This window comes from Candidatus Kaelpia aquatica (assembly GCA_030765335.1).
Lineage (GTDB): Bacteria > Omnitrophota > Gorgyraeia > Kaelpiales > Kaelpiaceae > Kaelpia > Kaelpia aquatica.
This window is the reverse complement of sequence record JAVCCU010000032.1, coordinates 40,308-51,776: the sequence shown is the minus strand read 5'-3', so window position 1 is coordinate 51,776 and position 11,469 is coordinate 40,308. Positions and strand designations below refer to the sequence as shown.

General features: G+C 36.0%; 14 protein-coding genes. 13 read left to right on the top strand and 1 reads right to left on the bottom strand.

Annotated features, from left to right (window positions below; genetic code table 11):
* The 9 genes from P9X27_05790 to P9X27_05750 form a co-directional block, all read left to right on the top strand.
* Positions 1-344: hypothetical protein (locus P9X27_05790; GenBank protein ID MDP8253890.1), on the top strand; the 344-nt coding region annotated here is incomplete at its 5' end.
* Between the two features lie 325 nt (positions 345-669).
* Positions 670-867, top strand: coding sequence for a tautomerase family protein (locus P9X27_05785; protein MDP8253889.1), 198 nt, complete (start codon positions 670-672; stop codon positions 865-867).
* Between the two features lie 144 nt (positions 868-1,011).
* Positions 1,012-2,697: a Na/Pi cotransporter family protein gene (locus tag P9X27_05780; GenBank protein MDP8253888.1), complete on the top strand. Its 1,686-nt coding sequence runs from the start codon at positions 1,012-1,014 to the stop codon at positions 2,695-2,697.
* A 263-nt stretch (positions 2,698-2,960) separates the two neighbouring features.
* Positions 2,961-4,649 (top strand): tetratricopeptide repeat protein, encoded by a 1,689-nt coding sequence (locus P9X27_05775; protein MDP8253887.1) that lies wholly within the window; start codon positions 2,961-2,963, stop codon positions 4,647-4,649.
* 10 nt (positions 4,650-4,659) lie between these two features.
* Positions 4,660-5,133 (top strand): hypothetical protein, encoded by a 474-nt coding sequence (locus P9X27_05770; protein MDP8253886.1) that lies wholly within the window; start codon positions 4,660-4,662, stop codon positions 5,131-5,133.
* Between the two features lie 22 nt (positions 5,134-5,155).
* Entirely contained in the window at positions 5,156-5,596 is a 441-nt protein-coding gene (locus tag P9X27_05765) for a hypothetical protein (protein ID MDP8253885.1), read from the top strand.
* A gap of 15 nt (positions 5,597-5,611) precedes the next feature.
* Positions 5,612-5,917, top strand: coding sequence for a hypothetical protein (locus tag P9X27_05760; protein ID MDP8253884.1), 306 nt, complete (start codon positions 5,612-5,614; stop codon positions 5,915-5,917).
* 229 nt (positions 5,918-6,146) lie between these two features.
* Positions 6,147-6,329 carry a hypothetical protein gene (locus P9X27_05755; GenBank protein ID MDP8253883.1) on the top strand — a complete coding sequence of 61 codons (183 nt, stop codon included), beginning with the start codon at positions 6,147-6,149 and terminating at the stop codon, positions 6,327-6,329.
* Between the two features lie 16 nt (positions 6,330-6,345).
* Positions 6,346-6,603 (top strand): hypothetical protein, encoded by a 258-nt coding sequence (locus P9X27_05750; protein ID MDP8253882.1) that lies wholly within the window; start codon positions 6,346-6,348, stop codon positions 6,601-6,603.
* A gap of 289 nt (positions 6,604-6,892) precedes the next feature.
* Here the strand turns inward: P9X27_05750 and P9X27_05745 are convergent, their stop codons facing one another.
* Positions 6,893-7,486 carry a GNAT family N-acetyltransferase gene (locus P9X27_05745; GenBank protein ID MDP8253881.1) on the bottom strand — a complete coding sequence of 198 codons (594 nt, stop codon included), beginning with the start codon at positions 7,484-7,486 and terminating at the stop codon, positions 6,893-6,895.
* A 638-nt stretch (positions 7,487-8,124) separates the two neighbouring features.
* Here P9X27_05745 and P9X27_05740 point away from each other — a divergent pair.
* The 4 genes from P9X27_05740 to P9X27_05725 all read left to right on the top strand — a co-directional run bounded on the left by P9X27_05740 (position 8,125) and on the right by P9X27_05725 (position 11,449).
* Positions 8,125-8,496, top strand: coding sequence for a response regulator (locus P9X27_05740; protein ID MDP8253880.1), 372 nt, complete (start codon positions 8,125-8,127; stop codon positions 8,494-8,496).
* Positions 8,497-8,938: 442 nt separating this feature from the next.
* Positions 8,939-9,253, top strand: a complete 315-nt coding sequence (locus tag P9X27_05735) for a MerR family transcriptional regulator (protein MDP8253879.1) — start codon at positions 8,939-8,941, stop codon at positions 9,251-9,253.
* Between the two features lie 155 nt (positions 9,254-9,408).
* Positions 9,409-10,695 (top strand): tRNA (N6-isopentenyl adenosine(37)-C2)-methylthiotransferase MiaB, encoded by a 1,287-nt coding sequence (gene miaB / locus P9X27_05730; protein MDP8253878.1) that lies wholly within the window; start codon positions 9,409-9,411, stop codon positions 10,693-10,695.
* Positions 10,688-11,449, top strand: a complete 762-nt coding sequence (locus tag P9X27_05725; protein MDP8253877.1) for an SPOR domain-containing protein — start codon at positions 10,688-10,690, stop codon at positions 11,447-11,449. The genes miaB and P9X27_05725 overlap by 8 nt, the downstream gene beginning before the upstream one ends.
* The last annotated feature ends 20 nt before the right edge of the window (positions 11,450-11,469 follow it).

Below are 11,469 nucleotides of genomic sequence, written 5' to 3'. Positions count from 1 at the left end.
GAATGTCTAAAAACATAATATTGGAAGTACCTTATCATGTACCTGATTCAGCCTGGGAATTATATGATCAGATAGGATCTTCAGGGCATACTCTACCTAAGCAGTGGATTAGAATCGACCTAGATGGTCCCAGCTGCTATAATGATTCCGGTAATTCGAATCAATTTTTTGAAGAACATGCTGAATCTTTACGAGCTGTTTTGGGGGGTGATAAATATAGGCTTCTTGAATTAGCCTATATGGTTTATAGCCGTTATGGGAGAATTTCAGAAGCAGAGCGGGATGAATTCAATCTTCTCCTTGCTCCATACCAGCATGAGATATTAGAGGATTATTTGCCATAGCATGTCTCTTGGCTGCTTTACATGTAGTTTTCTTTCGTTGACCGCTCGCTATCTGCAGCATTCTTAATATACTGCCTCTATCTTCACAGCTATGAACTTAACAAGATTTAATAGTGAGGTCTAGATGATCTCTAGTTCTAGGGGGTGATAAGATTTATTTACAGGAAGAGCGATAGGATATGTGTAGATAAGGCTATTATGAAGATGGAAAAGAAAATAGGGTATGCAAGAGGTGTTTTTACTCGTAAAATGTGTTCTATGAGATTTTAAACATGGTAGCCTATCTCACTAACAAGAATATGGAGAATTATTAGGAGGTGTTATTGTGCCAAACGCTACCATTGATGGAGCAAAAATTGAAGATCTAAATGTAAAAAAGGTATTGGTTAAAGAAATTACAGATGCTATGGAAAAAGCATATAAGTTTCCAAGGCAGGCATATGTGGTTACAATAAATGAGCATAAACCCGAAAATGTTGGTGTTGGCGGAATATTGGTTATTGATATGCATAAAAATGCATAAAATAAGCTTTCGGTTGGATCTCTATAATGGCAGCTTTTAAAATATAGTATTGGTTTCTATGGAAAAATGATATAGTTTCACAGAGCGTTGACTATGATAGTGTATTATAATATGCGCAGAAGTATTGAGTAGGAAGCATAAGTAATGACAGTAGAATTTATATTCTCTTTAATTGGCGGTCTTGCATTTTTCTTCTTTGGCATGAAAACAATGTCTGAAGGCCTAAAGAAGATAGCCGGTGAACGTCTCAAGACTATCCTGCATGTAGCCACAAGGCTTCCTATAATGGGACTACTTGTCGGTGCCGTGATTACCTGTTTTATCCAATCTTCCAGTGCTACAACTGTAATGGTGGTAGGTTTTGTAAATGCAGGCCTTCTTGTATTAAGGCAGGCTATTAGTGTTGTGATCGGTGCTAATATAGGAACAACTTTTACCGCTTGGCTTGTCTCCGCTATGTCAGTTTTTAAGATTACCAATTATGCTCTCCCGCTTGTTGCAATCGGTTTTGCCATGAATACGCTTGGTAAAACAAAAAATGTCAAATTCTGGGGTCAAACCCTCATGGGGTTCGGTATTTTATTTGTTGGATTGGGATTTATGAAAGATGCTTTTGTGCCGCTAAAAGAAAGCCAGCAGATTAAAGATATATTCGTTTCGTTTAGCCGTAATCCTCTTTTAGGTGTTTTGGTCGGTATTATTTTCACTATATTGCTGCAAAGCTCAAGCGCTACAATAGCCATTGTTCAGGTACTGGCATTTAGCGGTGTGATAAGCTTTACTGCAGCTATACCGGTAATACTGGGCGATAATATTGGGACTACAATTACTGCACAGCTGGCGGCTATGGGCACAAATGTCAATGCTAGGCGTACAGCTATGTCGCATACTATATTTAATGTTATCGGCGTAGGGTACATGTTGTTTTTTGTCTATACTGGGTGGTTTGTAAAGTTTGTAAATTTTATTATTCCCGGCGATATTACCCTCAAAAATGTCATGTTTTACATAGCCATTTCCCATAGTCTTTTTAATGTTGTTAATAGCTTGGTTTTCTTGCCGTTTGTTGGTGTATTGGAAAAAATCTGTATACGGCTAGTCCCGAAAAAAAAAGGTGCAATTGAAGCAGGCCCTCAATATCTAGAGAAGCATTTATTAAATACTCCTCCCATAGCATTGGAGCAGGCTCAAAAGGAGACTGTTCGTATGTTAGATATAGCTTCTGATTCCGTTTCAATAGCTGTAAAAAGTTTTTTTGAGGATAATTTAAACATGATAAAACAGATCTCTGAACTAGAGCAGACGGTTGATAATCTTCAATCTGAAATAACTCAGTATCTTGTGGAGCTTTCTCAGAGAAGTCTTACTCAGGAGGAATCTGAAAAATTACCGGTCCTAATCCATAGTGTAAACGATGTTGAGAGAATAGGTGACCATTCAGAGAATATAGTAAACCTCGCAGAGCGCAAAATAGAAAAAAAACTGCCTTTTACAGATGAAGCGATAAAAGAATTAAACTTGATGTGGAACGAACTTCACAGCATGATGATAGAGACAGGGATGGCTTTAGAGAAAAATAATGCTGAGATAGCAGAGAATGTTCTTGCGCGAGAAGAATGCATAAACAGGTTTCAGGTAGAACTTAAAAAATCGCATGTTAATCGGTTAAACGAGGGTAATTGTAACCTTAAGTCCGGTATTGTGTTTTTAGATTTTGTTGACAATCTCGAAAAGATAGGCGACCATCTATCCAATATTTCTCAGGGTGTCCTTGGAGAGATGCGCTGGAAGGTTTCTAAGGAATTTGATAAAACAAAAACTACTGTCTAACTGCATGAAGGTATAGGTATTTAGGTAGGATGAATTTCTACCCAGCAGTTGTGTCTCTCATACCGAAGTGCTTATCATCATTTTGCATGATAAGGGATTTTTATCAGAAATTTGCACCCGCGGTATCTATTGATAATGACCCCCTTATAAAGTCAGAATAAGCACAGCTCTTACATTGACTATTTTACCATTTGTTATTAACATAATATCATTGTAGATATCTGTAAAAGAGTATTTTCTGCAATTAATAAAGGAGGATTTAAATGAAAATTTCACGTGTTATTGTCTTACAGTGGTTTTGTTGTATCAGTGTATTTGCTATTGTTCTAGGAGGTATGAATATAGCCCAAGCAGCTAAAAAAGGATCAAAGTCATCTGTGAATTTTAAATGGCGAATTACATCAGAGAATTTTGAGGAAATAAAAGCAAAGGCCCAGGCAGGTGATCCTGATTATCAGATATTGTTGGGAGAGGCTTATCTAAATGGTAGGTGTGTTAAAGCTGATAGAGAAGAAGGGCATAAGTGGATAAAGTTAGCTTTGGCTGAAAATGCAAAAGACCCCATTGGTCTCTATCATTTAGGTGTTATATATGAATATGACCTAAAAGATGAACTTGCGGCTCAGAAATATTTCTCCAGTGCATTGGGGGGGATAAGAAAGCTAGCTAATAGAGGCAATCCTAGAGCACAATTTATTCTTGGGGTTATGTATAGTGTAGGAAGAGGGGTTGAGGAGGACAGAGTTGAGTCTGATGTTTGGATAAAGAAGGCTGCTGATCAGGAGCATCCTGGTGCACAATTTTTTATGGGGGTTTTTCTTCAGAGTAAAGATTTGAAAGGAGCAATGGATCTTTTTGAAAAATCAGCTAAACAGGGTAATCTCTCAGCGATACAACAACTTGCGGCTTTTTATTTTAATGGATATATAGGCGATAAAAGCATTGTAGATTATGAAAAATGTTTTTATTGGAGCCAGAAGCACGCAGAATATGAGTCTAGTTGGGGGTTTTTTAGACTGGCTGAATTATATATGAATGACAATGTTATAAGAAGTGGCCTGAACATGAAGCTGGAAGAGTTAAGGTTGTTTTATCAGGGAATAGAGTTAGGCGAAGAATATGAATTAGCAACATCACAGATAGAGTATATTGATGGAATTTGGGGACTATTTTTGCCAGTTAAGCTTAAGTGGCGAGGGGTTAAAGATGTGATGATAAACCGAGATCTCGATGCTTTAGTGACACGTTTCATTGAAGGTGAAAAAGCTGGAATGGGTGATTTAAGTAGAGGGCTCTTTGACAAAGCATTGAAAGACGATCCTAATTACTTGTATATGAATAATTATTGGTTAAGATTTTCCGTAGAAGCAGAATTGCCTTTCTCTTTAGTGAGTGAGATTCTTATTGCTGTGTATCCCCATAAAAAAGATAGCTTTGATTTCTGGTTTGATTACGCTCACAACGCTAATATTGCCGGTCAATCTTATTTGGCATTGAAAGCGGTAAAGGGAATGCGTGAGGTTATCAGTAAGACAGAAGACGAGGAGCTCGTCAAAGAAATGTCTGATATAGCTGCTATCTTAGAGGCCAATGCTCTAATTGGGATGGATCGTGAAAAGGAAGCTTATGTTTTGCTGTTTGAACACGGTAAGTTAGAAAATGATACTAAAATTTTAGTGAACTATATAAATAGTTGGGCAAAGTTGCTTTTAAAAGATAAAAAGAAGCTAGCTTTTGCTACTGGAATATCGGAATCTCTGTGGACGGGAGAATATTATAGATCTGAAAATACTCAAAGTTTTCATGATATTGAGACTGGCGAGCTTATCAATCCGCCAAAGACAACTTATAAGGAAGAAAAAAAAGATTTACAACCAACAGTCCCTACTGCATACGAAGAGAAGACGGCAGTAGGTGAGGCTAAAAAAGAAGATAGTAAAGACGATAAATAGATAAAATAAAATGAAAATTAAAAGAGGGTTAGAATTAACTAGTGTAATAGTTGGAGCTCTATACTTTTTATCGGTTAGTGCTTTTGCTGTGCTGCCACCTAAAGTTTATGAAGAGAGAGTAGATAAGTCTAAGATAAAGGCAATCGCTGTAGTTAAGGATATTAAAGTAGTAGACCACTATAACTCTGTTGATGATAAGCAAATAACGTTTACGCTTATTAAATCTTTTGGCGAAATTGCGCCGCCTAAAATTTTTATGGGTCGGTGTGAATCAGTGAATAAAAGATGGTTTGAGCATGGCCCAGGAGTTGGCGGTGATATATATTATTATCCTAATAAAAACGATGAAGTCTATGTTACAATAGCTGAGAATGGCAGCGAGATTACTAGTTATACCAAGCTTACCGATGATCTGAAACAAGCTTTATCTGATGATTTTAAAAAAGTAAAAACAAAAATTGGAACAGCTTATGTTGGTAAATAAGTTAACAATAAGGAGGTGTGAAATGAAGCGGTTAGTAGGTTTTTGTGTTTTAAGTCTATTGCTTTTAGTCGCATCAAATGCAGCTGCTATTAGTGACGATGATATTTTTAATCAAATAGATAATCGTGAATGGGTCTATGATACGACAATAAATGGAATTGCTACCAGTATGATAATGTATATAGGTTATGACAAGAAGTTTAGCTTTACTTTTGCCTCTTATAGTAATAACGGTGATCTTGTTAGAAGTATATCTTACAGTGGAATGGCTACGGTTGAGAATGGTGTTATATATTTGAATAGTTCCTGGGAAGGTGAAGCCAGGGAAATTGGTCAAAATGGAGCAAATTCTGAGGTATCTAAAGTAAATCCGGCTAATTTTGCATATATTTTCATTAGTTGTGAAGGAATAAATCTTCGGGTTAGAGATAAGTTTGATGGTGTTGAATATATTTTTCGCTAAGATGGAGGTATGTAAATGAAACAGATGAGGATTTTAATTTTTCTTTTTCTTCTGTTTTCTGCTTTGGGCTGTGCGACAACTCCCTTTGCAGTCACCAAGGAGATGCGTTCCTGGGAGGGTAGATCAAGAAGTGAACTAATCAGCAGTTATGGGTCGCCTGCTTATACAGAGCCTGATGGTAAAGGCGGAACTATTTTTGTTTATAAATATAGACGTGTTGACCCACCAGGTAGGATAACTGCTATGGGATATGATGCTATTCGTAAATATTATATCGACAGTAACGGAACAATCTATGCCTGGAATTGGGGTGGTTTATAAAGCACGCTTTAAAAGTGTAAGCTTGATTTTAATTAAAGTGATACAATGCTTAATTACTCCCGTCCATTCAGTTTAAATACTTTCTATTGTAATACTTGCCTATGAAAGTCTATATCCGTACCTTCGGTTGGCCGAATGTCCAAGTACGTAAGGATGATTTTAGAGCTGTTGAGGAAGATAAGTGTTTTGGAGTGAGAGGGCTGTGTTGAAAATAGGATAATTTTGAGAAATGAAAAAGAAGAAGAGAAGCCCAAAATTTAAGATTTCTAAAGTAAATGTGAAAATTGAACATAAGGATGATTCTATGCAGTTAGATTCTTTGATGAGGGTTATTTACCTTGCTCTTGAACTATCAGATAAAACAGATAAGGAAGCAGAGGAAATTCAAAGCAAATTTTTTGCTGGGGATTAGCTTTTGTTTTTGCGCGGTGGTAAAATACATGTTCCGCCTGCGCGATGCAAGGGAAAGTTTATGTTTAGAGCTTCACGCTGCATTATCCTATAAAAAACAATTGGTTAAGAAAATTTCCTCAAGAAGAAATTATGTTACTGTCTATGTTGGCCTAATCCCAAAATTGGCTAAAAAGCTTGAGAATTTAGCAAAAAAGCAGGGCAAGACAAAATCAAAGGTTTTGAGGCCTACAATTGAGGCCTACTTGCAATATATAGAGAAAAGAGGCCTATAACATATGAGCCTTTTAGGAAACTCTCGCCAGTAGGCCTTAAGACACTGCCTCGCACCATAAGAAAAGAGCAGGATGCAAAACTAAGGGAGATAGCAGAAAAAACCGGCAGGAATATAAGCGAGTTGGTTAGGGAGGCTATGGAAGGATTTCTTGAGGCTTGAATAAAGGCATGGTAAAACAGTTATATTATATCACATAAAGTTCGAGTCCTTACGAGGTAGCTTTTTAAAATTTAAAATTAGAATATATAGAGAAGTGCTCAGTGTCAGAATGCTCTGAAAAAGAAGATTTATTTTTGAGGTATTGTATTGAGGGTGAGATATCTTTGCCCGTCTTCGCCTACAACTATTGGGGAAAATTTTTCTCTGAAACCAACCGCATCTGTAACGGCTAAATCCAGAAATTTATTAATTCCATATTCTTGGTTTAGAATTTCTCCTAACATTGCATATAGCTTTTTTGCAATACCTCTACCTCTGTAACTTGGATTTATTGCTATCCAAATATCTACGTATTGTACATTTTTAATTAATTCCATTTTTTCCTCAGCAATTTGAACTCCTTCTATCATGTCTGAATTATATCCACTTTCATCAGCCACGAAGAATAAAGCCCCTGCTATATTTCCACTTTCTTGATCGTAGGCTATTAATGGATAGTATCTGTCGTCGCATATTTCTTGATAGACTTCGTGGGGAAGAAGATCTCCGAAAACAGTTTCTATTAAACCAATGGCATCTTCACTGTCCTCTTCAGGCGGATCATCGTCAATATATATGGTGTTTTCTGAGGTAAAAAAGCGTATTCTACGAGCGTGAATATTTTCGCTACACAGAAGAAGTAGAATAAATATTATTAATATAATAGTAGTATTTTTATGCATCTTCAAAATGTTTTTTTAAAATTATTATTTGTTTTAAAGTTCTATTAAAGATATAACATGTAATTGGTTATTAAGCAAAATTAGTTGAATTTTTAAATAAGATATAAATTAAAAAAATATATTTTAGAGATTTTATTTTTTATCTATTTTTATAATTTATGAGTTTAGAATCTTTTTAGATTGTCGTTTGAATTCTATTTAAACTATTTCTTGATCGGTATTTTACTAATAGATGATGTTTGTAAAATCATGTTTTTTTAAATTCTTTTAGCTGGCTTTAAGTGCAATAACCAGTTGCAAAACTCGTCCAGCAGGGGTAGCCCAGTTGCAACTAATGTTTACATGCACCTAAGAGCTTTGACCAAGTATTGCAGATATTATTTGATAAGACATTCATTTGCAATCGGTTATACTACCTATTTTCTCAATATATTGTGGCATGTAATTTGCTTGTATATAGTTAAGAGATTTTAAAAAGAATTTAAAAGGTGTAAAAAGATGGAACAGAAAATGAGTTTGAATTTAAGGTACATAGCCCTTCTAAAGAATGGGAGGTTTGATAACAATAGATAGCTAAGTTGGAACAGGAATAACTGTGATTATTAACTTTTTCTTTTTTAAAAAGGATGCGAGAGATAGTGAAGAAAATACTCATAATTGATGATGAAGATGATCTTTGCCAGCTTACGAAGTTGAGGTTGGAGAAAACGGGTAAATTTGAAGTTTTAACTTCAGCGGGAGGAACCCAGGGGATCAAATTAGCTAAGGAAAAACATCCGGATTTAATACTTTTGGATGTGCTTATGCCCTTAATGAGTGGTCCTGAGGTGGCTGAATGTTTATTAAAAGATCCTGCTATAAACGATATTGCTATAATTTTTTTTACTGTTATTGTAAGTGAAAAAGAGGTGAGAGATAGCAAGGGAATGATTGGAGGAAGAGAGTTCATTGCTAAGTCCATAAAGTCAGAAGAACTTATAAGACGCATCGAAAAAGCTTTAGAAGAATAAAATCATTCCATAGAAGCTTTGAGCTCGTATCACTACATGAGTGGGAACGTGTTTCTCGTGGGGAATCTGATTTTAAATATTGACGCATTTCTATTTCCTTTTTATCTTATAACAGTTATTTATGCCGAGATAGCTCACGCCTATCTACTGATAGACAGGGTAGAGCGCGGGACTGAAAAGCCAATTCAAATAATTTCCCTAATTTTTATAAAACGAGTAAAATATATATAAGTATTTGTAAAATAAGGCATTTTCAAATTCTGTATGGTATCTTTTAATATATGTCAAATAGTTATATAGGCTACTAGGATTGACATAAGTAAAAAAAAGGAGGTGGCTATGGAGATGAACGGTTTTAAAAAAGGATCTGGTTCTTTATAATAAAGACGGTAAAATAGTTAAAATTTATCCTTATGGTAGCGAGGAGCAATTAAGATGGCAGATGGCGCTTGAGATAATATTTGAGGCTGACCAGAAGTATTTTGAATATTTATGGAATAAGAAGAAGCAGGAAGAGAAAGAGGTAGACCAGATAATAAATCATCTGGATAAGAAAATTATTCGCAGGGCTAAAAAAAGAGAAGTTAAGTGCTATAATCTCACTCAGGTAGCAAAGATTATCAGAGTTTCCCGGCAGGGATTATATTACTGGATAACAAAGGGCTTAGTTAAGCCGCGCCGGGATTGTCGTAATTATCCGGTCTTTACAGTTTTTGACATAAAGAAGATAATAAAGTGGCGAAATAGTATAAAATAGGTATAGAGTAGATGAACGATAGGGATGCCAGTAATTTTATATAACCATTTAAATTACAATGAGATAGATATGATTTCTAGTGTGAATATATTTATTGCTTTACAGTTGTTGACACCGGTACTTAGTATGCGTAAAACATTGAGGAATAAGTAGTTATGTGCAAAAAAGTGTTTCTGAAAACTTTTGGATGCCAGATGAATGAAAGAGATTCTGAGTGGATGCTTGGGCAACTTATTACATCTGAGTGGACTCTGACAGAGGTAATAGAGGATGCTAATCTCATTATAATAAATACTTGTTCTGTGCGCTATCATGCTGAACATAGAGCGATATCTTTTTTAGGGAGTTTAAGGAAGCTTAAAAAAGAGAAGAATTTTAAGATTGTTCTAACTGGATGTACTGCAGAGGTCTACGGTGAAGAGCTTCTTAAGAGATATAGCCATCTTGACGGGGTCTTTGGGCCTTCTCAGGAGGGTGAATTAATTGAAAATATAGATAGGGTTTTAAAGAGTGATAGAATTAAAGCAGTAGGTAGACAGAGCGGCCTAAAGTGCTTCCATAAGGAGGGGGATTATAGGAAGAGAGCCTTAAGTGCCTTTGTCTCTATTATGGAGGGTTGTAATAATTTCTGTACCTACTGTATTGTGCCTCACACAAGGGGTAGAGAGCGCTCTAGGCCTATAGAGGAGATAGTAGATGAAGTCAGTTCTTTAAAAGACAGAGGCTGTAAAGAGATAACTCTTCTTGGACAAAATGTCAACTCCTATGAGAATGACGGCTTTGTAAAGTTATTGGAGGGGATAGATAAGACCGGAATAGAGAGAGTCCGCTTTATGACTTCACATCCAAAAGATGCAGATGTCGAGCTTTTTAAGGCGATGAGAGACTTAAAGAGCCTCTGTAATCACTTACATCTTCCTCTTCAATCCGGAAGCAACAAGATCTTAAAGCTTATGAATAGAAGCTATACTATTTCTAGTTATTTTAATCTGGTTAAATGCTATAGAAAGTTTAATCCTCAAGGAGCGATTACAACGGATATTATTGTTGGTTTTCCGGGTGAAGAGAGAGGAGATTTCAAAAAAACGCTCTCTGCTTTAAAGAGGATAGGTTTTGATTCTGCATTTATATTTAAGTATTCTTCTAGGCCTGAAACTAAGGCCGCTGATTTTATAGATAGTGTTTCAGATCAGGATAAGAGAGATAGAAATAATATTTTGCTTCAGGTCCAAAGAGAGATAGCTTCAAAAAAGAAGAGAGGTTTAGTGGGCAGGTCTTGCGAGGTTCTTTTTGAATCTGAGGATAAAAGAGGCTATAACTTAGGCAGGTCTTGTGAAAACTATTCTGTTGGAGTTGAAGGAAAGGGTTTGGTTGGAAGTCTAAAAAATGTTAAAATAACCCGGATAACTGATAATAGTTTAATTGGAGAGATAATTGAATAAGAGATTTAAAATAATTAGTGTTTTTTTTGCGGCTGCTGTACTAGTCAGCTTATTGTCTGTGTTCTCTTTTGCCGAAGATTTTAACGATGCCTGGGTCTATTTTCTTAAAGAGAGATATAATGTATCAGAGCGTATAGTCGATAAATATCTTAAGAGCGGAGAGTCCTCCCCGGAATATCTTTACCTTAAATCCCTGCTTTTAACTAAGCGTTCCAGTTTTGAGGATGCCAGGATTTATTGCGATAAGCTTTCAAGATTTGGCGGAAAGTGGAGCGAATATGCACTTCTGGGGCAAGCTGATACGTTCTTTTTAAGCGGTAAGTTTGACGATGCCGATATTCTCTATAATACTTTCATGGAGAGGTTCTCAAGAAGCGAGATAATATCCAACGCAATGTATAAGTATGGGTTGTGCCTCAGGAAGCAGGGGCGTTGGGAAGATGCCAGAGGAAATTTCAATCTTTTAGTTAATCGCTACCCCAACTCTCTTTCCTGCAGCTATGCTCGAAGAATATTAGATGATAATGAGTTTTATTTTACAATCCAGATAGGTTCTTTTTTGAACTATGACAATGCTTATAATCTTTCAAAAAAAGTGGCCCTTAAAAATTTCAATACCTATATTAAAAAGATAGTTCATAAAGGTAAGCTTTATTATAGGGTTCGCGTAGGTAGGTTCGATAGCAGAGATCAGGTTGAATCTCAATTTAAGAAGTTGGTCTCTTTAGGATATAGCGGCGTGATCTACCCTTGATTAATTCTCCTTAACCTTTA

Bases quoted from the DNA above. Each gene is read 5' to 3' on its own strand.
- P9X27_05780 (MDP8253888.1), top strand. From the start codon at position 1,012: ATGACAGTAGAATTTATATTCTCTTTAATTGGCGGTCTTGCATTTTTC.
- P9X27_05775 (MDP8253887.1), top strand. From the start codon at position 2,961: ATGAAAATTTCACGTGTTATTGTCTTACAGTGGTTTTGTTGTATCAGT.
- P9X27_05770 (MDP8253886.1), top strand. From the start codon at position 4,660: ATGAAAATTAAAAGAGGGTTAGAATTAACTAGTGTAATAGTTGGAGCT.
- P9X27_05765 (MDP8253885.1), top strand. From the start codon at position 5,156: ATGAAGCGGTTAGTAGGTTTTTGTGTTTTAAGTCTATTGCTTTTAGTC.
- P9X27_05760 (MDP8253884.1), top strand. From the start codon at position 5,612: ATGAAACAGATGAGGATTTTAATTTTTCTTTTTCTTCTGTTTTCTGCT.
- P9X27_05755 (MDP8253883.1), top strand. From the start codon at position 6,147: ATGAAAAAGAAGAAGAGAAGCCCAAAATTTAAGATTTCTAAAGTAAAT.
- P9X27_05745 (MDP8253881.1), bottom strand. From the start codon at position 7,486: ATGCATAAAAATACTACTATTATATTAATAATATTTATTCTACTTCTT.
- P9X27_05735 (MDP8253879.1), top strand. From the start codon at position 8,939: ATGGCGCTTGAGATAATATTTGAGGCTGACCAGAAGTATTTTGAATAT.
- miaB (MDP8253878.1), top strand. From the start codon at position 9,409: ATGTGCAAAAAAGTGTTTCTGAAAACTTTTGGATGCCAGATGAATGAA.